Annotated in this window: 24 protein-coding genes; 1 reads left to right on the forward strand and 23 read right to left on the reverse strand. The window is 67.4% G+C overall.

Annotated features, from left to right (window positions below):
• Positions 1 to 12 precede the first annotated feature (12 nt).
• The 5 genes from JW876_12200 to JW876_12220 form a co-directional block, all read right to left on the reverse strand.
• Entirely contained in the window at positions 13 to 180 is a 168-nt protein-coding gene (locus JW876_12200) for a Trm112 family protein (GenBank protein MBN1886269.1), read from the reverse strand.
• Positions 181 to 349: 169 nt separating this feature from the next.
• Positions 350 to 1,309 carry an acetyl-CoA carboxylase carboxyltransferase subunit alpha gene (locus JW876_12205; GenBank protein ID MBN1886270.1) on the reverse strand — a complete coding sequence of 320 codons (960 nt, stop codon included), beginning with the start codon at positions 1,307 to 1,309 and terminating at the stop codon, positions 350 to 352.
• A gap of 14 nt (positions 1,310 to 1,323) precedes the next feature.
• Positions 1,324 to 2,091, reverse strand: coding sequence for a hypothetical protein (locus JW876_12210; protein ID MBN1886271.1), 768 nt, complete (start codon positions 2,089 to 2,091; stop codon positions 1,324 to 1,326).
• Complete coding sequence (dnaE, locus tag JW876_12215) at positions 2,072 to 5,506, reverse strand: DNA polymerase III subunit alpha (GenBank protein ID MBN1886272.1); 3,435 nt, start codon at positions 5,504 to 5,506, stop codon at positions 2,072 to 2,074. Before dnaE ends, JW876_12210 begins: the two co-directional genes overlap by 20 nt.
• 1 nt (position 5,507) lies before the next feature.
• Positions 5,508 to 7,733, reverse strand: coding sequence for a M23 family metallopeptidase (locus tag JW876_12220; protein MBN1886273.1), 2,226 nt, complete (start codon positions 7,731 to 7,733; stop codon positions 5,508 to 5,510).
• 143 nt (positions 7,734 to 7,876) lie between these two features.
• On the opposite strand from JW876_12220, the gene JW876_12225 reads away from it, so the two are divergent.
• On the forward strand, positions 7,877 to 9,676 hold the full coding sequence (locus JW876_12225; protein ID MBN1886274.1) for a peptidylprolyl isomerase: 1,800 nt from the start codon (positions 7,877 to 7,879) through the stop codon (positions 9,674 to 9,676).
• Here JW876_12225 and JW876_12230 read toward each other — a convergent pair whose 3' ends face one another.
• From JW876_12230 to JW876_12315, 18 genes are all read right to left on the reverse strand, one after another.
• Positions 9,677 to 9,916 (reverse strand): twin-arginine translocase TatA/TatE family subunit, encoded by a 240-nt coding sequence (locus JW876_12230; protein ID MBN1886275.1) that lies wholly within the window; start codon positions 9,914 to 9,916, stop codon positions 9,677 to 9,679.
• A gap of 16 nt (positions 9,917 to 9,932) precedes the next feature.
• Complete coding sequence (locus JW876_12235) at positions 9,933 to 10,202, reverse strand: DUF4321 domain-containing protein (protein ID MBN1886276.1); 270 nt, start codon at positions 10,200 to 10,202, stop codon at positions 9,933 to 9,935.
• A 26-nt stretch (positions 10,203 to 10,228) separates the two neighbouring features.
• Entirely contained in the window at positions 10,229 to 10,672 is a 444-nt protein-coding gene (locus JW876_12240; protein MBN1886277.1) for a LytR C-terminal domain-containing protein, read from the reverse strand.
• A gap of 9 nt (positions 10,673 to 10,681) precedes the next feature.
• Positions 10,682 to 11,161: an HIT domain-containing protein gene (locus tag JW876_12245; GenBank protein ID MBN1886278.1), complete on the reverse strand. Its 480-nt coding sequence runs from the start codon at positions 11,159 to 11,161 to the stop codon at positions 10,682 to 10,684.
• Positions 11,154 to 11,900 carry an NTP transferase domain-containing protein gene (locus tag JW876_12250; GenBank protein MBN1886279.1) on the reverse strand — a complete coding sequence of 249 codons (747 nt, stop codon included), beginning with the start codon at positions 11,898 to 11,900 and terminating at the stop codon, positions 11,154 to 11,156. The genes JW876_12245 and JW876_12250 overlap by 8 nt, the downstream gene beginning before the upstream one ends.
• The gene (locus JW876_12255) at positions 11,890 to 12,795 is read right to left on the reverse strand and encodes a pantoate--beta-alanine ligase (GenBank protein MBN1886280.1); all 906 of its coding nucleotides are present in this window, start codon (positions 12,793 to 12,795) and stop codon (positions 11,890 to 11,892) included. Before JW876_12255 ends, JW876_12250 begins: the two co-directional genes overlap by 11 nt.
• Positions 12,770 to 13,621: a 3-methyl-2-oxobutanoate hydroxymethyltransferase gene (gene panB / locus JW876_12260; protein MBN1886281.1), complete on the reverse strand. Its 852-nt coding sequence runs from the start codon at positions 13,619 to 13,621 to the stop codon at positions 12,770 to 12,772. Before panB ends, JW876_12255 begins: the two co-directional genes overlap by 26 nt.
• Positions 13,618 to 14,295: a deoxynucleoside kinase gene (locus tag JW876_12265; GenBank protein MBN1886282.1), complete on the reverse strand. Its 678-nt coding sequence runs from the start codon at positions 14,293 to 14,295 to the stop codon at positions 13,618 to 13,620. Before JW876_12265 ends, panB begins: the two co-directional genes overlap by 4 nt.
• A gap of 58 nt (positions 14,296 to 14,353) precedes the next feature.
• Positions 14,354 to 14,875, reverse strand: a complete 522-nt coding sequence (gene folK, locus JW876_12270; GenBank protein MBN1886283.1) for a 2-amino-4-hydroxy-6-hydroxymethyldihydropteridine diphosphokinase — start codon at positions 14,873 to 14,875, stop codon at positions 14,354 to 14,356.
• Positions 14,865 to 15,233 carry a dihydroneopterin aldolase gene (folB, locus tag JW876_12275; protein MBN1886284.1) on the reverse strand — a complete coding sequence of 123 codons (369 nt, stop codon included), beginning with the start codon at positions 15,231 to 15,233 and terminating at the stop codon, positions 14,865 to 14,867. Before folB ends, folK begins: the two co-directional genes overlap by 11 nt.
• 14 nt (positions 15,234 to 15,247) lie before the next feature.
• Positions 15,248 to 16,411, reverse strand: coding sequence for an aminotransferase class I/II-fold pyridoxal phosphate-dependent enzyme (locus JW876_12280; protein MBN1886285.1), 1,164 nt, complete (start codon positions 16,409 to 16,411; stop codon positions 15,248 to 15,250).
• A gap of 7 nt (positions 16,412 to 16,418) precedes the next feature.
• Complete coding sequence (locus tag JW876_12285; protein MBN1886286.1) at positions 16,419 to 18,188, reverse strand: hypothetical protein; 1,770 nt, start codon at positions 18,186 to 18,188, stop codon at positions 16,419 to 16,421.
• A 225-nt stretch (positions 18,189 to 18,413) separates the two neighbouring features.
• The gene (gene groL / locus JW876_12290) at positions 18,414 to 20,057 is read right to left on the reverse strand and encodes a chaperonin GroEL (protein ID MBN1886287.1); all 1,644 of its coding nucleotides are present in this window, start codon (positions 20,055 to 20,057) and stop codon (positions 18,414 to 18,416) included.
• Between the two features lie 24 nt (positions 20,058 to 20,081).
• Positions 20,082 to 20,369 carry a co-chaperone GroES gene (gene groES / locus JW876_12295; GenBank protein MBN1886288.1) on the reverse strand — a complete coding sequence of 96 codons (288 nt, stop codon included), beginning with the start codon at positions 20,367 to 20,369 and terminating at the stop codon, positions 20,082 to 20,084.
• 212 nt (positions 20,370 to 20,581) lie between these two features.
• Positions 20,582 to 21,322 (reverse strand): type III pantothenate kinase, encoded by a 741-nt coding sequence (locus JW876_12300; GenBank protein MBN1886289.1) that lies wholly within the window; start codon positions 21,320 to 21,322, stop codon positions 20,582 to 20,584.
• Entirely contained in the window at positions 21,319 to 22,092 is a 774-nt protein-coding gene (locus JW876_12305; GenBank protein MBN1886290.1) for a biotin--[acetyl-CoA-carboxylase] ligase, read from the reverse strand. The genes JW876_12300 and JW876_12305 overlap by 4 nt, the downstream gene beginning before the upstream one ends.
• Positions 22,092 to 22,928: a carboxylating nicotinate-nucleotide diphosphorylase gene (gene nadC, locus JW876_12310; protein MBN1886291.1), complete on the reverse strand. Its 837-nt coding sequence runs from the start codon at positions 22,926 to 22,928 to the stop codon at positions 22,092 to 22,094. Before nadC ends, JW876_12305 begins: the two co-directional genes overlap by 1 nt.
• Positions 22,873 to 23,412 (reverse strand): UvrB/UvrC motif-containing protein (locus JW876_12315; protein ID MBN1886292.1); only part of this gene is annotated, 540 nt, incomplete at its 5' end. The genes JW876_12315 and nadC, both read right to left, overlap by 56 nt.

Raw genomic sequence — 23,412 nt, forward strand, 5'->3', positions numbered from 1 at the left:
GGAAAAGGACGTTCAGCCGTCGAGCGGCTCGGCCCGATCGACGAGCATGATGGGAATATCCTCCTCGACGGGATAGCGCAACCGGCACGCCTCGCAGACGAGCCAGGCGCCACCGGCGTCCAGGGAGACCTTCTCCTTGCACTTCGGGCAGGCCAGGATATCGAGCAGTTCCTTGTCCATTCTCGCTCCTCCCCCTACAGAAAAATCCCTGACCGATCGGGCATACGAAGACCGCTCCCGTCAGGGACCCCTTTTCGCTGTATTCACCTTGTCCAAGCTGGCACCGTAAGTATACGCGAACCGGCGAGCGCCGGTCAAGGCAAAAGCCCTCGCCGCCCGCCGCCCCGCCCTATTCCGCCTCGAAGGAACCCATCGAATCGAACTTCTCCTCGCGGCTCCTGAGCAGGGCGCCGGGGGGCAGCTCGTCGAGGAGGTCGAACTCCTCGAGGACCGCCCCGCGGACGGCCGCGGCTGTCGCCTCCGGATCGCGGTGCGCCGCGCCGTGTGCCTCCCCGATGATCCGGTCGACGACGCCGAGATCGAAACAGTCTCGCGAGGTCAGGCGCAGCGACGCGGCGGCCTCGGGAGCCTTCTCGCGGCTCTTCCAGAGGATCGCCGCGCACCCCTCCGGGGAGATGACCGAGTAGATCGCGTGCTCGAGCATCAGGATGCGGTCGCCGATCGCCAGGGCCAGCGCTCCCCCGCTCCCTCCCTCGCCGAGTATGACGACGACGATCGGCGTCCGGATGCCGAAGAGGCTCTCGAGGTTGTCGGCAATCGCGCGCGGCTGCCCGCGCTCCTCGGCGCCGACGCCCGGATAGGCGCCGGGCGTGTCGACGATCGAGAGGATGGGCAGTCCGAACTTCTCGGCCATGCGCATCACGCGGAGGGCCTTGCGGAACCCCTCGGGGCTCGCCATGCCGAAGTTCCGCTTCAGCCGGTCGCGCGTCCCCCGCCCCTTCTCATGGCCGACGACGACGACACGCCGATCGCCGATCCTGGAAAGACCGGCGATGACGGCGGCGTCGTCGCCGAAGAGGCGGTCGCCGTGCAGCTCGCGGAACTCGTCGCAGATCATCGCGATCATCCCCCGGGTCGTGGGACGGAGCGGGTGCCGGGCGAGCAGCACCTGCTCCCACGGAGAGAGATCGCCGAAGATCTTCTTCTCGAGCGCGGCGAGCCGGGCGCGGAGGCGCCGCAGCTCGTCGGAGCCGGCGTCGTACCCGTCCCGTTCGAGATCGGCGATCCGCTTTTCGAGATCGGCCAGGGGGCGCTCGAAATCGAGGATCTTCGTGTCGTGCGGCGGCATGTCGTCCCCCGTGATCAGAAGTAGTCGAGCCAGAATATCTCGACGGTGCGCGCCACGCCCTTCTCGGGCAGGTAGTTGCCGGAAAGGTCGCGGAACAGGATCTTCAGGCGCAGGTTCTCGCCGTAGTCGAAGCGGACGCCGGCGTCGAGGTAGCCGCGCCCCCTGGTCAGTCTCGTCGCGACCTCCGTGTCGTCGTCGTTCAGTCCGGCGGCGTAGTCGCCGAGGATGACGAAGCCCGGCGCCAGTTCGAAGGCGAAGCCGGCGAAGAGATCGATGCCGTCCTCGTCCTCGTCCTCGAGGGAGTAGTTGACGCCGCCGTGGATCGAGAAGTCGCGGATCAGGGAATAGTTCTTGGAGAAGGCGATATAGAAACCCTTCGACTTGCGCTCGTAGCGCTCCCAGTCCTCGATGTAGCCGTCCTCGCCCTGCGTGTCGATCCCCACCGCGATCGCCGGTCCCTGGATTCCCTCCTCGACGATCCGCAGACGGAGCTGGAAGCCCGGGATATCGTTGGCTTGCACCTCCCCGCGGCCGATGAACTCCTGGACGCCGTAGGAGACGCCGACCATCAGCCGGTCGCGGAACCCGACCTGGGCGCCGAAGAGCAGCCCGCTGTCCGGGCCGAGCGAGCCGCGGAACAGGTAGGCGCCATGCGGCAGCATCCCCGCCGTCGGCGAGGAAACGAGCGAGATCTCCTCGAAGGACTGGCCGGCGGCCGGAACCGGCGACAGGAGAAGAAACGACAGGAGAACAGCCGCAGCGCTACATCGTGAATTCGACATCTTCGACCCCCGCGATCTCTTTCAGTTCCTCGTAGAGTTCCCTGCCCGGTTGCACGCCGGTGTTCCGCGCGTGGACGACATACGGGCTCCGTCCGTTCTTCCGCCAGAGGAAGACGAGCTCGCGCTCGCCGTAGTGGCGCGCCACCGTCTCCCGCAGCGCGGCCAGCTCCGTTTCCCCGAAGCGGTCCGACCTGATGTGGAGCGCCACCCGCCTCGGGATGAACGCCATGGCCTCCCCGATCGTATACACCGTGTCGGCGACGATCTTCCCCTCTTTTCCGTCCTTCACCGACACCTTCCCCGCCACGACGACGGTTTCGTCGGCCGCGAGCTTGCGCCGGCACGTCTCGTAGCTCGACGCGAAAACGATCACCTCGCACGTGCCGTGGATGTCCTCGAGCGTGACGAAGGCCATCGGGTTGCCCTTGCGATCGAGGATCGTCTTCACCTCGCCGACGAGCCCGGCGAGCACGATCGGTGTCCGGTCCGCCATCCCGCCGATCTCCCGGCTGTCCGCGTTCACGATCTGCCCGAGCATTTCACGGTACTTCTCGAGCGGATGCCCGGAGAAGTAGAATCCGAGGGATTCGCGCTCGCGGTGGAGCCGTTCCGAATCGTCCCAGTCGGAAACGTCCGCGAGGCAGGCGTTCTCGATCCCCTCGGGACCCTCGCAGAAACCGAGGAAGAACTGGCCGCGGTCCCGCTCGTTCTGCCTTTTCTGCGCCTGGGCGAGGATCGTCTCGAGGGAGGTGAAGAGCTGCGCCCTCGTTCCGGGCAGGCAGTCGAGAGCGCCGGCCTGCACGAGGTTCTCGAGCATCCGCCTGTTGATCTGGCGCAGGTCGACGCGATCGCAGAGATCGTAGATGTCGGCGAAGGGTCCGCCCTCCTCGCGCGCGGCCACGACCGCCGCCACCGCTCCCACGCCGACGTTCTTGACCGCCGCGAGCCCGTAGGTGATCTCCCCGTCGGCGAGGCCGAAGCCGACGCCGCCCGTGTTGACGTCGGGCGGCCGGACGACGAGCCCCATCTGGCGGCACTCCTCGAGAAGAACGATGAGGCGGCTCGTGTCTCCCATGTCGCTCGTCATCGCGGCGGCCATGAAGGCCGCCGGGTGATGGGTCTTGAGGAACGCCGTCCGCATCGACACCATCGCGTATGCGGCCGAGTGGGACTTGTTGAATCCGTATCCCGAGAAGAAGGCCATCAGATCGAAGATCTTCCGCGCCGTCTTCTTCGGGATGCCCCGCTCGACGGCGCCGTCGATGAACTTGACGCGCTGCTTCTCCATCACCTCCTTCTTCTTCTTCCCCATCGCCCGGCGGAGCAGATCCGCCTCCCCCAGCGAGAAGCCGGCGAGGTCGCTCGCGATCCGCATCACCTGCTCCTGGTAGAGGATCACGCCGTACGTCTCGCGGAGGATCGGCTCGAGCGACGGGTGCTCGTAACGGATCTTCTTGCGGCCGTGCTTGCACTCGATGAAATCGTTCACCATGTCGCTCCCGAGCGGCCCGGGGCGGTAGAGGGCGTTCACGGCCGTCACGTCGGCGAAGTTCGTCGGGCCGATCTTGCGCAGGAGATCGCGCATCCCGGCGCTTTCCAGCTGGAAGACGCTCACCGTCCGCCCTTCACGGAGAAGCTCGAAGGTTTCGGGATCGTCGACGGGGATGCGGTCCATGTCGATCGCCGTTCCCTCGTGCTCGGCGACGAGATCGATCGTGCGCTCGATGTGCGAAAGGGTCTTCAGCCCGAGGATATCGATCTTGAGGACGCCGACCTCCTCGAGGAACTTCATCTCGAACTGGGTCGTCACCTCGCCCTTGTTCGTGCGGAAGAGGGGAACGTAGTCGACAAGCCGGCCCGGCGTGATGACGAGCCCGGCGGCGTGCGTGGACGCGTGGCGAACCATTCCCTCGAGGCGGCGCGAGAGATCGACGAGCTGCCCGATCCGCGGATCCGCGTCGACGCGCTCCCGGAGCTCGGGGACAGTCTCGAGGGCCCTGTCGAGGGTCACGCCGGGACCGCCGGGGATCGTCTTGGCGAGCGCGTCGACCTCGCCGTAGGGCACCTTGAGCACGCGCCCGACGTCGCGGACGACGGCCCGCGCGGCCATCCGGCCGAAGGTGATGATCTGGCAGACGCTCTCCTTGCCGTACTTGTCGACGACGTACTCGATCACCTCCTGCCGCCGCTCGTCGCAGAAATCGATGTCGATATCGGGCATCGAGACCCGTTCCGGGTTGAGCATCCGCTCGAAGAGGAGGCCGTTCGCCAGCGGATCGATCGCGGTGATCCCGAGGGCGTAGGTGACGAGGCTCCCCGCGGCGGAACCGCGCCCCGGCCCCACGGGAATCCCCTTTTCGCGGGCCGCGTTGACGATGTCCCACACGATGAGGAAATAGCCGGAGAAGTTCATCCGCGAGATCACGCCGAGCTCGTAGCGGGCGCGCTCCGCGATCACGTCCGTCACGTCGGGGTAGCGCCCCGGGAGTGCCGCCGTCACGAGGTGCTCGAGATAGTCGTCGGAGCTCCCGAAGGGCTCGGGGATGGGGAAGTCGGGCAGGAGCAGGGGAGAATCGCCGAAGGAGAAATCGCATTTGTCGGCGATCTCCAGCGTCGCCGCCAGGGCCTCGGGGTGATCGGGAAAGAGCGCCGCCATCTCGTCCTGGCTCTTGAAATAGAGCTCGGGATGGGATCGGAGCGAACGGTTGGGATCGTCGAGGTCCTTGCCCGTCTGGATGCAGAGGAGCACGTCGTGCGCGCCGTGGTCGTCGGCGCGCCGGTAGTGGCAGTCGTTCGTCGCCACGAGGGGCAACCCCGTCTCGGCGGCGAGAGCGGTGAGAAGCGGAATCGTCTCGAGCTCCTCGCGGATGCCGTGGTTCTGGATCTCGAGGTAGAAGTCGCCCGGCGCGAAGATCGACGCGAACCGCGCGGCGAGAGCGCGCGCCTCCTCCGTCTTTCCCGCGCGCAGGAGGCGCGGGATCGATCCCTGGATGCACCCGCTGAGGGCGACGAGCCCCTCGCTGAAGCGCTCGAGCGTGTCGAGATCGATCCGCGGCTTGTAGTAGAAACCCTCGAGAAAGGCGAGGGAGGAGAGTTCGATGAGGTTCCGGTATCCGCGTTCGTTCTTGACGAGGAGGACGAGGTGGTCGTTTCGGCCCAGGCCTCCTTCGCGCGAGCGGTCGGTCATCTTCCGCTGGGCGACGTAGGTCTCCATGCCGATGATCGGCCGGATCCCGGCGGCGACGGCCTCGTTGTAGAAGGGAATCGTCCCGAAGAGGTTGCCGTGGTCCGTGAGGGCGACGGCGGGCATCCCCATCTCCTTCGCGGCGGCGACGATCTCCTTCACGCGGAATGCGCCGTCGAGCAGGCTGTACTCCGAATGGTTGTGCAGGTGCAGGAAACGCGCCGAGGACATCTCACCGCTCCCCTTCCGCGGTCTCCTCGAGCGTCAGCCCGAACTCGCCGGCGCTCCGGTTTCCCGCCCGGTCGCTGATCTCCACGCCGACGACCAGTGCTCCGCCAGGCCGCCCGGCGGGAACAAGCACGTAGAGGCGCTTTCGTATCCCGTCCCACTCGCAGACGGCCGGCCGGTTGTCGAGCGTCACGGCGGCGGACCAGGGATCGATGCCGCTGCCGGTCTCATCCACCTCGACGTAGAGGGCCCTCGAGCGGTAGAAACCGCTCGCCGCCGGGCGCTCCTCCCGCGCCACGAACCGCACCTCGGGAGGCAGCCCGTCGAGGAAGAAGGCGTAGACGCCCGGCTCGTCGACGTCGACGCGTCCCTCCTCGCGCGCGGGGACGCCGTTGCAGCGCCAGCCGCGCCGCTCGTCCCACCGGAAGAGCCCCGTTGCCTCTCCCGCCTCGCAGAGGAGGCGCAGACGGCCGACGCGCCAGGGCAGGAAATCGAGCGCGAATGGCCGGCCGACCGGGCGGAGGCCCGGGGGAGGCGGCCCCGGAAGCGGTTCCTCGGCGACGGCGACGAGCGTCGTGTCGAAGGCGCGTTCCGCGCGCAGCTCGACGATCAGCCCGTCGCCCGCGTCGAAACGAGGCTCATCGGCGGCGCCGAGCCGCAGGATCCGGGCCGCCTTCCGTCCCTCGACCGGGTATCCGCGCCGGTCGCGTCCGTCCAGGGCGAAGAGGACCGTTTCGCCAGAGACGGCGTCGTGGGGAAAGAACGCCTCGCACTCGCGTTCCCGTGCGCAGGCGACCGCCGCCGGTTTGCGCCGGCCGAGACGCATCCGCGGCGGCTCCGCGGGAACCGCATCGAGGATCCCACGCACGACGAGGCCGTGCTCCGCCGGCACGCAGACGAGCTCGCAGAAGGCCATCTCCGCCTCCCCGCGCGCCGGCGGCGAGGCGAACCACGCCGTCACGACCTCGCCCTCGTCGTCGCGCGCCTCGAAGCGGAAGAGATCCTCCCCCGGCGCCGCGTCGCCGCGCAGCGCCCGCCCGATCGGCGACAACGAAATCGGCCGCCACGGATTCTCTCCCGCCCGTCCCCACAGCCGGCCGGCGACCGCTCCGCCGTCCGGATCGGCCGCGGCGACGACCACGCCCGTCCCCGACTCGAGACGCCGCGTCTCCTCGACGACGGGAGCGTCGTGCAGGCCGAAGACGAAGGCGGCGCGCGATTCGTTGCCCGCCGCGTCCGTCGCCACGATCGCCCCGCGATGGAGACCGGCGGCGAGCGCCCGTCCCCCGCCCGGCTCCCCGGGCCGCCGGACGATACCCGGACCCGAGCGGTCCTCCCGGGTGTTGCCCGGGCGGCGGAACAGCGCGGTGTACCGGTTTGCCGGCCCTTCTCCGCGCGCGTCCGTCTCGAAGACGATCTCCCCCGACTGGTCGTAGGAGAAGCTTCGGTTCTCGATCAGGTAGACCCGTTCGCCGTCGACGAGAAGCTCGATCCGGGACGGAGCCATCGCGTATCGCCCGTATCCCTGCTCGTCCCAGACGGATACGGCGAATCCGATCGCACCGTCGGCATAAAGCGTGTCGGGGAGAACGAACCCCGACCTGGTGGCGCGGAAGAGCCGTTCGGCGGGAAGCAGGCGTCCCGAGACCCGGCCGCCCCGGCTGGCGGGAATCGCCCGCAGGCCGGAGAAGATCGGCGCGCTCTCGTCGGGAACGGCGAAGAGCCCGTCGAGGGGGTCGAAGGGCCGCCCCCGCTCGTCGCGCATCTCGAAGTGGAGGTGCGGCGCGCTCGTCCCCGAGGCGCCCGACCAGCAGATCGTGTCACCCGCGGCAACGCGCCAGCGCCCGCGCGTCAGCCTGATGTCGCACCACGAGGAGCCCGAATCCAGACGGCGGTCGAACGCGAGCGAATCGAGAGAGCGCGTGAATCCCTCGACATGGGCGTAGACGGCGGTTCGCCCGTCGTCGAGTCGCAGGTAGAGCGCCTTCCCGTACCCGGCGGGGCCGATGCGGAGCCTTGAGACCCAGCCGTCCCCGATCGCCCGGCAGGGCAGCCCGATCCGCCCACCGGTGCGCAGATCGATCCCGGCGTGATAATGGCCGCCGCGATACTCGCCGAAGCTCGAGGAGAGCCGGCGGGGACCGTGCAGGGGCCAGAGATAGACTTCGGCGCGCGCAGCGGAGGCGGTCAGCGCCGCGATCAGCGCGCAGCGGAGGAGTGTTCCCTTCATGTCGTGGGCACGTTACCACCGGGCGACGCGCCCTGTCAACGGCTCTTAAAACGTTTGCACGCCGGCACGTCGTGTGCTAACTTAAACTCTGTTTTTTCGACGGAACCGATCGATCCCGACACACGAAAAAGGAACGTGCAGACATGCTGAAGCAGTTGAGGGAAAGAACGAAGGTATTCCTCTGGATCGTCGTCGTCGCATTCGTCATTTCCATCTTCGCCGTCTGGGGCATGGACCTGCGGACCGGCGACCGGACCGAGGCCGACCCCGAGGTGGCAGGCATCGTCAACGGCGAACGGATCCCCCGCCAGGCCTACGCGCAGGTGGCCACCGAGCTGCTGAACGGCGTGAAGCAGCAGCGCGGCGAGGACTACCGCATGAGCGACATGGAATACCGGATGGTCCAGGAACAGGCGTGGGAGACGACCGTCCAGAAGTACCTCATCGCCAGCGAGATCGAGAAGACCGGGATCACGATCGGCGACGACGAGCTCGTCTCCTTCATCCGGCGCAATCCCCACCCGTCCCTGCAGAGCGTCTTCGTCGACGACAACGGCAACTTCGACTACCAGGCCTACCTCGCCGCCCTGGGCGACCCCTCCGCCGACTGGACGCAGCTCGAGAACTGGGCGCGCTCGATCCTTCCCGAGTTCAAGCTCGAAAGCATGCTGATGGCCCAGGTGCACGTGCCCGACCGCGAGCTCTACGACCGGTTCCTGCGCGACTCGCTCGTGGTGAAGGCGCGCTACGTGCGCGTTCCATGGGCGGACATCGACGAGGGACCGGCGCCGACCGACGCGGAGATCCGCGCCCGCTACGACGAGATCGCCGACGAGTTCGTCGTGCCCGAGCGTCGCCGCATCGCGGTGATCGGGATCGAGAAGGCCCCCTCCGAGCTCGACGAGGAGGACGTCCGCGGCCGCCTCGAGGAAATCCGTGGCGAGATCATGGCCGGGGAGGATTTCGCCGAGGCGGCCAGGAACTGGTCCGACGACTACATGACCGCCGAGAAGGGCGGAGACCTGGGATTCTTCTCCCGGGGGAGCATGGACTCGACGTTCACCGAGACGGCCTTCGCCCTCGAGCCCGGCGAGGTCTCGGAACCGGTCAGGACGCCCTTCGGCTACCACCTCGTCAAGATGGAGGAGCGGGACACCGTCGACGGCGTCGAGCAGGTCCACGTCCGCCACATCCTCATGGAGGTCGAGCCCGGCTACGACACGATCGACTCCCTCCGGACGGTCCTCCGGGACGTGATCGAGGAGATCAAGGACAGGGGATTCCGGGAGACCGCCGAGGCCCGCGGCCTCCAGTACGACGAGCCCGAGCCCATCGCCCGGCAGGCCTTCATCCCCGGCATCGGGTATAACCCGAGGATCATCAACTTCGCCTTCAATCACCGCGCCGGCCAGATATCCTCGACGATCGAATCTGAGGACATGGTCCGCTTCGTGAAGATACTCGAGGAGATTCCCGAGGGACGGAAACCGCTCGACGAGGTCCGCGAGACCGTCGCGGAGCGCATCCTTCTCGACCGGCGCCGCGCCGCGGCCCGGGAGACGGCCGCGGAGATCCGCCGCGAGGCCGCCACGAGCGGCGATCTCGAATCGGCTGCGCTCTCCCGCTCGTTCGAGATGCTCGAGACGCCCCGTTTCCGCCGGGATGACGCGGTGCCGGGGATCGGCGCGAACACGGCCTTCGCGACGGCCGCCCACACGCTGGCCGTCGGCGAGCTGAGCCCGCCGATCACCGGATCGGACGCGTATTACCTGATCGTCGTGACCGAGCGTGACGAACCGGCCGCCGAGATATTCGCCGACCGCCGTCCCCTGCTGCTTCAGCAGGCGCGAACCGAGATGACGAGACGCTTCCTCGCCAACTGGTACGAGAAGGTGCGAGCGAACGCCGAGGTTGAGGATCTTCGCGAGGAGATCATCGACTGACTAGCCGCGCTTGTCCTCGCCCTCGTCGGTCGTGTCCGGGGCCTCGATCTCGTCCCTGATCTCCCGTGAGGCCTTCTTGAACCTGCGGATCGACCGTCCGATCGCCTCGGCCACCTCCGGCAGGCGCCGGGGGCCGAAGAAGAGCAGGACGAGAAAGAGGATGATCAGGAGCTCGGACCAGCCGAGCGGCCCGATGAGAAGGAACCGCGTCGATCCGTCGAACAGCGTTTGAACGTTCATACACCCCCCTCCTGTCCTAGACGTACATCCTGAGCAGCACCCCGACGAGCACGATCGCCAGCACGCTCACGAGATTCACCTTGATCGAGAAACCGACGGTGAAGGTGAGGACGATCAGGTCGACGGTCCCCGGCCCCACGACGAATTCCTTGCCCGAGACGAACAGATCCCTGAAGACGTTGCCGTCGGGCAGTAGCAGGCCGATGATCTCGCCCACGACGCTTCCGACGATCACGCCGAGAAAGAAAACGAGCGCGACGATGGTCACCCGTCGTTTCGACGGCATCCGCGACCTCCTCTCCGTGTGCCCCGCTACCGTTCGTCGCGGCCGATCGGCAGCCGGTCGATGTCCTTTCCGATGATCAGCGTCGCGTCGAAGGCCGCGTCCTCCAGTTCCTGGATCAGGACCCGTCGGCAACCGGTGATCCGCGCGAGCTCCGCGGTCGCGTCCGGGCCGCCTCCGCGGTCGAGGATCAGCGTATGCTCGAAATCCTGGCGGCCGGCGTTGTCGTACCGCAGGACGTCGACGCCCCCGGCGATCAGCCGGTTTCTCACCCGCTTGGCGAGGCCGACCCGCTCCGTGCCGTTCAGCACCTCGACCCTGACGACGCGCCGAACCCGCTGCGGCGGGTCGAGCGCCCACCGTACGACGAGCGACAGGGCGATGGCAAGCACGATCGAAAGGACGATCGCCGTCCGCAGCCTCTTGCCCGCCACGGGGCGTTTCGTCTTCTTCTTCCGCTTCGCCGCCGCCACGTGCCCTCCTCAGCGCTCGAAGAAGGGCTTGAGACGGCGCCAGGATTCACCGAGATCCTCCGAAACGACACGCGTATCGGCCAGCGTCGTCATGAAATTCGTATCGCCGCGCCACCGCGGCACGAGATGGAAATGCAGGTGGCCGGCGATACCGGCGCCGGCGCTGGGCCCGCGGTTGACGCCGACGTTCATCCCGTCCGGCCGGTACGCCTCGTCGATCGCCCGCTCCGCCGCCGCCAGCATCGACAGGAGCTCCGCGCCCGCCGCCCGATCGATCTCCCCGATCCGCTCGATATGCCGCCGGGCGACGACCATGATATGCCCGTTCGTGTACGGGAAGGCGTTGAGGATGACGAACCAGTGCTCGCCGCGGGCGAGGATGCCGACCGCCGCGTCGTTTGTCTCCTTCTGGATGCCGCAGAAGAGGCAGCCCTCCTGCGCCTGCATGGTGAAATACCTGCTCCGCCAGGGCGCGTATACCCTATCCATCGTTCTCCTTCAGTTTTTCGGCGGCCCGCAGCTGTTCGATCGTGTTGATGCCGAGGACCTCCTCGCGCTGGTCGCAGCGGAAGGCCCCGACCACGGCGCCGTCCCGCCTGAGGATCTCCATCACGTCGGTGATGTAGTATTCCCCCTGGACGTTTTTCCGCTCGAGACGGCCGAGCGCGGGAAAGAAATCCGGCGCCTCGAAACAGAATATGCCGCTGTTGATCTCGCGCGTCCGGCGCTCCTCCTCCGTCGCGTCCCGATGCTCGACGATACGCAAAAACCCGTCGGTTTCGTCGCGGATGATCCGCCCGTAGCCGCCCGGGTCGTCGAGCTCGGCCGTGAGAACCGTCGCGACGGCGCCCGCCCGGTGGTGGGCCTCGACGAACCGGCCGAGGGTGCCGCTCGTGAGGAGCGGCGTGTCGCCGTTCAGAACGAGGATCGTCCCCCCGAAGCGTCCGAGGGCCGGCTCGGCCTGCATCGCGGCGTGCCCGGTGCCGAGACGCTCCAACTGCAGCACGAACTCGAGCCCCTCGCCGGCCATCTCGGCCTGCACGCGGTCCGCCTGGTGTCCCACGATCACGACGATCCGCTCCGGCCCGAGACGGCGCACCGCCTCGACGACCCAGCGGATCATCGGCTTTCCGCACAGCGTGTGCAGCACCTTCGCCATATCGGATTGCATGCGCGTACCCTCCCCCGCCGCGAGGACGAGGGCCGCCGTGCGACCGTCAACCGCCATGATACCTGCTCCATTCCGGGAACTCGAGGAGCGTCTCCTCCACGCGCTCCCCCTCGACGCGCAACGCGACGTTGTCGATGAGTCTCGTCTCTCCGAGCCGGCCGGCGGCGGCGATGAGCACGACGCCCTCGACCTTCCCGATCGGCCGCAGGGACGCCCCGTCGACGACATCGGCGTACTCGACGGCGAAACCGGCCTCCTCCATCCCCTCGCGAACCAGGCGGCGGAGGCGATCGGCGTCGCGCTCCCCCCCGACGACGAGCGCCCGCGCGCGGTCGAGGGATCGCCACATCCCGGCGGCGCGCCGGCGCCGGTCGGCGTCGAGGTACCGGTTGCGCGAGCTCAACGCGAGGCCGTCCGCCTCGCGGACCGTCCGGCCGAGCACGATCCGCACGGGCATGTCGAGATCGGCCGCCATCCGCTGTATGACGACCGCCTGCTGCGCGTCCTTCTGCCCGAAGAAGGCCTCGTCGGGCAGGACGATGTTGAAGAGCTTGGCCACGACGAGGAGCACGCCGTCGAAATGCCCCGGCCGAAAGCGGCCGCAGAGCCCGTCGGCCAGGTCCCTGATGGCGATGCGCGTCCGGTCGTCGCGGGAGTAGAGATCGCGATCCGCCGGCGTGAAGGCGAGATCGCAGCCGAGATCGCGGAGCATCGACAGGTCGGCGTCGAGGGTGCGCGGGTAGCGTCCGAGATCCTCGGTCGGCCCGAACTGCTTCGGATTGACGAAGATCGACGCGACGACGAAATCGGTCCGCTCGCGCGCCATGCCGACGAGGCTCGCGTGCCCCTCGTGGAGCGCCCCCATCGTCGGGACGAACCCGACGCGCGCCTCGCGTTTCTTCGCCACGAGCACCAGTGCGCGGACTTCAGCCGGCGTTCGTACCGTCTCCATCGTTTCGTCCGTTCTTCCCGCCGGCCGAGTAGCTGTGCTCCACGCCGGGGAAGGTGCCGTCCTTGACCTCGCCGACGTAGGCGCCGATCGCCTCGCGCATCCGCTCCCCGAGTTTTTCGTAGGCTTTCACGAATCGGGGCATCGGCCCGTCGCCGACGCCGAGCATGTCCTGCATCACGAGGACCTGGCCGTCGCAGTGGGGCCCGGCGCCGATACCGATCGTCGGGATCTCGACCGCCTCGGTGATCCGCCGCGCGAGGGGCCAGGGAATGCACTCGAGGACGATCGCGAAGACGCCGGCCCGCTCCAGGGCGCGCGCGTCGGATAGCAGGACCTCGGCGGCGGCGGCGTCCTTCCCCTGGACGCGGTATCCGCCGATCTGATGCAGCGACTGGGGCGTGAGGCCGAGATGGCCCATGACGGGGATCGAGGCCTGGACGATCGCCTCGATCACGGGAACGTAGCGCTCGCCCCCCTCCAGCTTCACGCTCTCCGCGCCCCCCTCCTTGACGAGGCGGCCGGCGTTGCGGACCGCGTCCTCGACGCTCGCCTGGTAGGACATGAAGGGCATGTCCCCGGCGACGAGGGCGGCCGGCCGCGCGCGCGTGACCGCCTTGAGGTGGTGGATGATCTCCTCCATGGTCACCGGGAGCGTGTTGTCGTATCCCATGATCACCATGCCGAGGGAATCCCCGACGAGGATGAGATCGACGCCGCTCTCGTCGACGATCCGCGTAGAGAGGAAATCGTAGGACGTGAGCGCCGCGATCCGCTCGCCCCGTTTCTTCATCTTCAGAATCGTCTGTTTGGTGATCTTCTTTCTCATGGCGAGCCGGTCTCCCATGTCGGCACGTAGTAGCTCGTTCCGTCGAATGGCTCGGCGATCCTCGAGAGAAGGTCGTCGAGGTGCTCCCGGCGCGACGCGAAATCGAGTTGGTCGGTGTTCACGATCAGCAGCGGGGATTCGTCGTAGTGGAAGAAGAAGTGGTTGAAGGCCTCGTTGAGCGTGCCCAGGTAATCCGCCCCGATCTGCCGCTCGAAACGGCGGCCGCGCTTGTGGATCCGGTTGAGGAGGACGGCGGGGTCCGCCTGGAGGTAGATGACGAGATCGGGGGTGATGATCCGTTCCTCGAGCATCGAGTGCAGGCGGTTGTAGAGGACCAGTTCGTCGTCCTCGAGGACGGCATGCGCGTAGATCTTGTCCTTGGCGAAGAGGTAGTCGGTGACGAGGAGACCGCTGAAGAGGTCGCGCTGGGCGATCTCCTGCTGCTGCCGGTACCGATTGAGGAGAAAGAAGATCTGCGCCTGGAAGGCGTACTCCTGCATGTCCCCGTAATACCGCTCGATGAAGGGGTTGTCGTCGACCTCCTCGAGGAAGAGCCGGGCGCCGGACGCCTCGGCGACGAGCCGGGCGAGCGTCGTCTTTCCCGCGCCGATATTCCCCTCGATGGCGATATGCCGGATGTCGCCGGCCAGAAGCGTATCCCGGAAACCGTCCATGGCCCCTACGGTAGTGAAAAAGGGGGGGCGTGTCAATATCAACTGAACTGTTTGTCGCTCAAGGGGTTCTCGACGCGCCGAACCGGCGGGACACGATCCGGCCCCAGTCGGGGTCCTCGAGTCGCGAGGCGAGCGCCGAGACCGTCTCCCCCCCGGGGGGAACGGGCAGGTCGGGGGCGATGCCGGCGAGGGGCACGAGGACGAAGAGCCGCTCGGCCAGGCGCGGATGCGGGAGGACGAGCCCCGGCTCGTCGAGAAGGAGAGAGCCGTAGAGAAGGAGATCGATATCGAGGGTCCGGTCGGCGCCACGGCCCTTCGCCGCGCGTCCGGCAAGACGCTCGATCTCCTCGCACCGCCCGAGCAGGGCCCGGGGTTCGAGCGCCGTCCGGGCGATGCAGGCGGTATTGACGAAGGAACGGCCATAGCCCCGCCCGACGGGCCGCGTCTCGTAGAGAACGCCGAGTTCGAGTTCCCGCAGGCCGGGAGTACGGCCGAGACGCGCCGCCCCCTCGAGGACGCGCTCCTCGCGGGCCCCGATATTGGATCCGATGGAAAAGGCGACGATTATCTCAGTCGGCATGGCGTTCGACGACGACCTCGACGTGCGACATGTTGTTCGGGAAGGGCAGGGTGAGCTTGCGGACCGTCGCCGTCACCGCCGTCACGGCGGGGAACCGCTCGATGATGTCCCCGCAGATACGGTCCCCGAGCGTCTCGAGGAGGTTGAAACGGTTGTTCTCGACGGTGTCCATGACACGGGCGTAGACCCGTTCGTAGTTTATCGTGTCCTCGAGGGCGTCGGTCTCGACCGCCTTCGTGAAATCGTGGTGGAATTCCACGTCGATCTCGAGCTTCTGTCCGATCTCCCGTTCCATCGGTGAGACGCCGTAATACCCGAACACCGTGATTCCCCTGAGCGTGATCTTTTCATCGAGCACCGCGGCCTCCTTGGCTACATTGAATGCCTGATTTCCTCGAGCTTGCGACCCGCCTCGCGGATCGTCTCGATGCCGGTCGTGATGGAGAGACGGAAGAAGCCCTCGCCGCCGGGACCGAAGCCGACTCCCGGCGTGGCGACGATCCCCCGCTCCTCGAGCAGGGACCGGCAGAAATCGATCGAGTCGGCGCCGCCCGGGGTTCGGACCCAGAAATAGAAGGTCGCCTGCGGCATCGCGAATTCGAGCCCCGACCGCTCGAGGCTCCTTGCGAGGATGTTCCGCCGCTCGGCGTAGACGTCCCTCACCCGGCCGACGAGTTCGTCGAAGAAGTCGTCGAGCGCGACCGCGGCGGCCTCCTGGATCGCGCCGAAGACCCCCGAATCGATGTTCGACTTGACGCGCGCGAGCGCGGATACGATCTCCGGGGAGCCGACGGCGAAACCGACGCGCCAGCCGGTGATCGAGAAGGTCTTCGAGAAGGAGAAGAACTCGATGTAGGGAACGCCGGTTTCCCGCGCGAGGGGAAAGAGGAGCTGCGCCGGCGTTCCGTAGGTGATCTCGCCGTAGGCGGCGTCGTTGACGAGGACGATTCCCGCATCCCGGCAGAAATCGAGCGCCTCGACGAACCGCTCCCGCCCGGCGACCGCGGCCGTCGGATTGTTGGGATAGTTGAGATAGAGGAGCCGCGCCCGCTCGCGCAGCGGACCGTCGATCGCCGCGAAATCGGGCCACCAGCCCCTCGCGGGGTCGAGCGGCACGCGGACGCTCTCGGCGCCGGCGAAGACCGCCGACGAATGGTAGACGGGGTATCCCGGATCGGGCACGAGTACGGCGTCCCCCTCGTCGACGACGGCGAGCGGCAGGTGGCCGATCGCCTCCTTCGAACCGATCGTGACGAGCACTTCCTCGCGTTCGAGGGTCGTTTCGTGGCGGCGCCCGGCCCAGCGCCGGATCGCGTCGACGAGAAGCGGCAGCCCCCGGTCGTGCGGGTATCGATGGTATTCCCGCCGATCCAGGGCGGTCTTCAGGAGACGCACGAGAGCGGGGGGCGCGCCGAGGTCCGGATCGCCGATCCCCAGGTCGAGAACGGTCCGCCCGGACCGGGCGTACGACTCCTTGAGGCGATCGATCTCGACGAAGAGATACGGCGGCAGTTTCTCGAGCCGTTTCGATGCCATGCGATCGTCACTCGGCGAAGGAGTGATAGATGATCACGTAGCGGCCCGGCACGTCTCCCACCGGGATAGGCGCGTAGATGCCGTCGTCGTCCGCGTCGAACGTCGCGCGGAGCCACCGGTAATCGTCGATCTCCGGCTCGCGGGAGTAGGAGACGCGCGGCGCCGCGTAATACCATTCGTCCGCGTCGTAGTCGTACTCCACGATCGACGAGAAGGAATCGACCTCCGTCTTTCCCTTCCTCGTGACCCTGAACACGAGACGCGGAGAGGCCGGGTCCAGCGACCAGGAGACGCCGTAGACGGCATCACCGGGGATCTCCACCTGGAAGACGAGGCTCGCCATGCCGGAGAGATTAACGATGTACACGCCGTCATCCCCGACGACCGCGGCCTGCGTGCCGTCCGGCGACCAGGCGAACTCGGACACGCTCCCCACCTGGTCGACGATCTGCACGCTCTCGGTCGTGTAGTCGAAGAAGCAGAGATGATCGTACCCGTCTATGAATCCGAGCAGGTTGTTGGACGGATTCCACTGGAAGATCGTCGTCTCGCGGACGCTGACCCCGGCCTGCCAGAAGATGCCGTGATCATCGTCGATCATCATCGCGCGACGAAGGGTCGTATCCGGCTCGTTCCCGGCCATGGGTATGATGCACGGCTCGTAGATGCCGGTCGAGTCGACGAAGTAGAGGATGTTGGCGTCGTCCGGGGTGAACAGCGGATTGCTGTTGTGGAAGAAGTCGTAGACCGTGACCGTGTCGGGACCGAGGATCGCCGTCGCGGAATCGAGGCTCGTCGTGAGGGTCATGAAGAGCGGGGGCGGCGGATCCGTCGAGCCGCTGGGGTAGCTCCACGCCTGGCTCCACATCGACGCGTTCGAGAACGCGATGTTGAAGAGGTCCTCGGTGCCGTCCTGGGCCAGGCCGACCTGTCCCTCCTGCCACGTGACCATGGAGAAATCGGTGCTCGCCGACGGGTACTGGTGGATACTCCTCCGGGAGCGGGGCGCGCCGCTCATCGGCTCGTCCGAGACGTCGGAGTAGCTCAGGTTGATCGTCGATCCGAAGGAGAGGAGCGGGAAGAGGATCACGTCCTTCCGCTGCTGGCGGAAATAGCCGGAGGAGCTGACCATCATCGAGGTGAGTATCTGGTTTCTCGGATTGCCGTAGAACTCGATGAAGTCGCCGCCGAAGTAGTCCGCGAAACCGGTCTTCGGGGTGACCGACGACGTCCCCTTGACGAGCCCCGTGTAGAGCCAGGAGGAGATGAGCGTCCCGTACCAGTTCTCGCCCGTGGCGATGCAGGTGAGGCCGGTCGAGACGATCGTCGGGGCGTACGCTTCCGAGACCGCATAGGTGCGACCGCCCGATGTGAAATCGAAATCGACCGACTCGAAGTGGCGGACCATGATCTTCCGGGACACGGTGTCGGTCTGCCCGGCGAGATTCGCCACGACACGGACATTGTAGATCCCCGGGTCGTCCGGGGCGATCCACCCGATCGAGAGTCCCTCGGCGACGATGAGCGAACCCGCCTCGGCGGTCCAGTTGTATGTGGGCCACGTCCCGGAGGCCTGGCCGGTCGCCTGGACGGTGAGCTGCGCCTGTTCGCCGGGCGCCGGGGCGAGCGGGTTGCAGATGATCGTCAACGCGTCGACCTCGTCGCCGGTGACGGGACCGTTGGGGTCGTCTTCGCTGCTGCAGCTCGCGACGACGAAAAGCGCCGCCGCGGAGAGAATCATGAGGAACCGGGTCCGGTCTGTCTTCCACCGTGCCACTGCAAACCTCCGGGTCATCGTGCGAACGTCCGATTATCCAGGGAAATACGGTGTTCTACCTTGCCTTGCGTTTCATCAGAAAATAAATCCTTACCCGGCAATAAAATAGTAACGGGGGGCGGGAAATTCAAGAAAATTCTGTGCGGTGGCGGACCGGGGGAACCCATACGGAACGGGGCGCCCGCGTCGCGGGCGCCCCGTGTGACGGTAGGTGAGCCGGCCGGCCTAGTACATGCCACCCATGCCGCCGCCCATGCCGCCCATGCCGCCGGGCATCTCCGGAGCCGAATCCTTCTCCGGGATCTCGGTGATGATGCACTCGGTGGTGAGCAGCAGGGCCGCGATGCTCGCGGCGTTCTGCAGGGCGCTGCGCGCGACCTTCGTCGGATCGACGATGCCGGCCTCGAGCATGTTCATGTATTCGCCGACGGCGGCGTTGTAGCCGACGTCCTTGTTCTTTTCCCTCTTGAGGGCCTCGACCACGACCGAGCCTTCCTGCCCGGCGTTGGCCGCGATCATCTTGACGGGCTCCTCGAGGGCGCGCATGACGATCGTCGCCCCGATCTTCTCCTCGGCGGAGAGCTCGAGCTTGCCGATCGCGTCTGCGGCCTGGAGCAGCGTGATGCCGCCGCCGGGGACGATGCCCTCCTCGACGGCCGCGCGGGTGGCGGCGAGGGCGTCCTCGACGCGCGCCTTCTTCTCCTTCATCTCGGTCTCGGTCGCGGCCCCGACCTTGATGACGGCGACGCCGCCGGCCAGCTTCGCCAGCCGCTCCTGGAGCTTCTCGCGATCGTAATCGGAGGTGGTGTCCTCGATCTGCACCTTGATCTGGTTCACGCGCTCCTTCACCTTGGCGGCCTTGCCGGCCCCCTCGATGACGGTCGTGTTCTCCTTGTCGATCGTGATCTTCCTCGCCTGGCCGAGATCGGTGACGACGGCGTTCTCGAGCTTGAAGCCGGTCTCCTCGGAGACCACGCGGCCGCCGGTGAGGACGGCGATGTCCTCGAGCATCGCCTTGCGGCGATCGCCGAAGCCGGGGGCCTTCACCGCGGCGACCTGCAGGGTCCCGCGGAGCTTGTTGACCACGAGCGTCGCGAGAGCCTCGCCCTCGACGTCCTCGGCGATGATCAGGAGCGGCTTGTTGAGCTGCGCGACCTTCTCGAGAACGGGCAGGAGGTCCTTCATCGCGGAGATCTTCTTGTCGTGGATGAGCACGTAGGCGTCCTCGAGAATCGTCTCCATCCGCTCGGCGTCGGTGACGAAGTAGGGGCTGAGGTAGCCGCGGTCGAACTGCATCCCCTCGACCTTCTCGAGGCTCGTGTCCATCGATTTCGCCTCGTCGACCGTGATGACGCCGTCCTTGCCGACCGCGTCCATCGCCTCGGCGATCAGCTCGCCGATCTCCTTGTCGTTGTTCGACGAGATCGTGGCGACCGAAGCGATCTCCTCGCGCTTGCGGACCTGGCGGGAGCGCTTCTTGATGTAATCGACGGCCGCATCGACGGCCTTGTGGATCCCCTTCTTGATGAACATCGGGTTGGCGCCGGCCGTGACGTTCTTCAGGCCTTCCTTGATGATCGCCTGGGCGAGGATCGTGGCGGTCGTCGTGCCGTCGCCGGCGACGTCCTGGGTCTTCGTGGCCACTTCCTTGACCATCTGCGCGCCCATGTTCTCCCACGGATCCTTCAGTTCGATCTCCTTGGCGATCGTCACGCCGTCGTTGGTGATCGTGGGTGAGCCGAATTTCTTGTCGAGGATGACGTTCCGGCCGCGAGGACCGAGTGTCACCTTGACCGCGTTCGCGAGGATGTCCACGCCCGCCTTGAGCCGGTCGCGGGCGTCCACATCGAATTTGATCTGCTTGGCCATCGGTATCTCTCCTTCCTGTGCCGGCTAGAGGACGGCGAGGATGTCGCTCTCCCTGAGAATCAGGTACTCGACGTCGTCGACGGTGATCTCGGTGCCGGAATACTTGCCGTAGAGGACGCGGTCGCCCTTCTTCACCTCGAGCGCGATGCGCTCGCCGTTCGTCTCGTTGAGACGGCCCTTGCCCACGGCGATGATCTCGCCCTCCTGGGGCTTCTCCTTGGCGGTGTCGGGAATGATGATATTGCCCTTCTTGACCTCCTTCTGGTCAAGAGGCTTGACGAGAACCCGATCGGCCAACGGCTTGATCTTCATCGCGATCCCCCTTTCCCTTTCTTTAGTAAGAAGTTGGCACTCCACTACATTGACTGCTACATCCGTGAGATGCAAATATATTTGCCGGCCGCTTGAAATGCAACGAGCCTGGCGGGACCTCGGCAGAAACCTGGCATGCATGCCGGGTAAATTCCGGAACATTACTTTTGATATCGTAATATATCTCTTGATTGCGCCGTTTTTCGACGTATTCAGTTTGAGGCGCCGGGGCCGTTCATCTGGCCGATCAGCTCGAGTCCGAGGAAGATGAGGTCCGGCTCCCGCCGTGTTTCGGGTCCGAGACCGGCGCCGGCCGGGCCGGCCGCCCCGCCGGTCAAAAGGACGGGAACGTTGTCGCCGAGGACGGCGAGGGACGCATCGACGAGGCCCCGCACGGCCGCGGCGAGCCCGCGGAGGACGCCGGCGGCGATCGCCTCGCGTGTCGAGCGGCCGGGCAGGGGCGCGTCCTGTCCGATCGTGTCGAGTTCGGGGAGGGCGCCCGTCCCCCGGTGGAGCGAGGAGAGAAGAAGCGCGGGGCCGGGAAAGATCGTCCCGCCGAGAAAGCCGCGCCGCGAGAGGCAGTCGACGGTGACCGCCGTGCCGGCGTCGACGATCACCGCCTCCTCGAGGCCGAGCGCCGCCGCGCCGCAGGCGGCCGCGATGCGGTCGGCGCCGAGGCGATCGGGACGCTCGACGAGCAGCGGGAAGGGGAGTTGCCGTTGCGCTCCCGCCTCGACGACGGGGAGACCCGCCTCGGCGAGAGCCCCGCGGATGGCCGCGAGCGCGGCGGGGACGACGCAGGAGAGGACGGCGCGGTCGGCCGCCGCCGCCATCGACTTCACGATCGCCGCGTCGTTTGAGGCGCCCTCCCGCCGGTCGACGATGTGCCCCTCCCGCACGAGGGCGGCCTTCAGCGAACGGTTGCCCCGGTCGATGAGCAATGTCCGGCTCACGGCTCCTCCTTCCGGAGCGACAGGTCCCCCGCGGCGATTACCCGCCGCCCCCCGTTCGTCTCGACCACGGCGCATCCAGCGTCGTCGACCCCGGCGAGGCGTCCCGAAAGCCCGTCCGGAAGGGTCACCCGCTCTCCCCGCCAGAGCATCCGTTCCTCGTAGGCGCCCCTGACGGGGGCGAATCCCTCCCGCGTCCAGGCGTCGTAGATTTCCCCGAAGGAGTCCAGGATCGCGGCGAGAACCTCTCCCCGGTGAAAAACTCGTTTCGCAGCGACGCGCAGGGAGACGGCCGGCGCGTCGACGCCCGCCGCGAGCGCGGCCGGCGTCTCGTTCACGTCGAGCCCCATGCCGACGACCACGGCCCCGCCCTTCGCCTCGGCGAGGATCCCCCCCGCCTTCAGGCCGTCGATCCAGACGTCGTTCGGCCACTTCACGCCCGCGCCCGCGGCGAAGCGGTCGATCGCCCGGACGGCGGCGAGGCCGAAAAGACAGGTCAGCCCGGCGGGATTCCGCGCGGGACGGAGGAGGAGCGAGAAGGCGAGACCGCCCTCGAGCGATACCCACCCGCGTCCGGCACGCCCGCGCCCCGCCGATTGTCCTGCGGCGACGAAGAGGGCGCCCTCGGGCGCGCCCTTCGCCGCGGCCGCTGCCGCGACGTCGTTGGTCGAACTGGTTTGCTCGAGGAGGCAGACCGGGCGCCCCAGGCGGCACTCGCCCAGAAGCCGGCGCAGCGTCGCAGGGTGCAGGTCCGGGGCGGGCAACGGCACCATCAGCGCGCCTCCAGTGTGAGCGAGAGATCGAGCGAGGGGGCCGAGGAGGTCAGCGAACCGACCGATATGAAATCGACGCCGGGCAGCGCGTACCGGGCGACGCTCTCGAGCGTGATCCCGCCCGAGACCTCTATCTCCGGCCTCCGGGGCCAGCTTTCCACCTCGCGCACCGCCGCGGCGATCGAACCGGGATCGAAGTTGTCGAGCATGACCCGGAACGGCGTCGCCTCCCGCAGCTCGGCGAGCTCGGCGAGGGAGGACACCTCGATCTCGGCGGCCGCGAGCTCTTCCGGCTTGAGCAGGGCGATCACGAGGCCGAGCCCGCCGGCCGCGGCGATGTGGTTCTCCTTGACGAGGACCATCGCGGCGAGGTTCGCGCGATGATTGGCCCCGCCGCCGTGCACGACGGCTTCCTTCTCCAGCCGGCGCAACCCCGGCGTCGTTTTCCGCGTGTCGAGGATCGTCGTTCCCGTCCCGTCGACGGCCGCCGCGAACCTGCTCGTCAAGGTGGCCACGCCGGAGAGGCGGCCGAGGAAATTGAGCGCCGTCCGCTCCCCCGCCAGGATCGGGGCGAGCGGCCCCTCGATCGTCGCCGTGCGGTCGCCGGCGGCGACCCGTTCGCCGTCCTCGCGGCCGCGACGGTACCTGATGGAATCGTCGAGACGCGCGAAGACGGCCTCCGCCGCCCGGTGCCCCGAGATGACGCCCGGCGCCTTCGCCGTGATCACCGCGAGCCCGCGGGCGCCGGCGTCCACGAGGAGGGTCGTCGTCGCATCGGCGTCAGCGCGGTCCTCGGCGAGCGCCCCGTCCACGAGCCGGCGTAACTCCCTGTCCATCGTACCCCCGTTTCGTGTATTCGCCGAGTCGCAGGCGGATCTCCTCGATCCGGTCCCTGAGACTCGCCGCCTTCTCGAAGTTCAGCGCCTCCGACTCCCGCCACATCTCCTCCTCGAGACGGCAAAGCAGCGCCGGATCGTCGAGGCGGTCGGGATCGACGGGCTCATCCGCGTCGACGCCTCTCCGGCGCGCGTCGGCCACGGAGGTGGAGAGCCGCACCTCGTCGATCGACTTCTCGATCGAGCGCGGAACGATCCCGTGCTTCTCGTTGTAGGCGATCTGCCGTTCCCTGCGCCGGTTCGTCTCCTCGATCGCGCGCTCCATCGAACCGGTCATCTTGTCGGCGTAGAAGATCACCATCCCCTCCCGGTGCCGGGCCGCGCGGCCCGCCGTCTGTATGAGGGAGGTGCGCGAGCGGAGAAATCCCTCCTTGTCGGCGTCGAGGACCGCGACGAGCGTCACCTCCGGAAGATCGAGCCCCTC

The sequence above is a fragment of the Candidatus Krumholzibacteriota bacterium genome (assembly GCA_016931295.1).
In the GTDB taxonomy this organism is placed as follows: Bacteria; Krumholzibacteriota; Krumholzibacteriia; order Krumholzibacteriales; family Krumholzibacteriaceae; genus JAFGEZ01.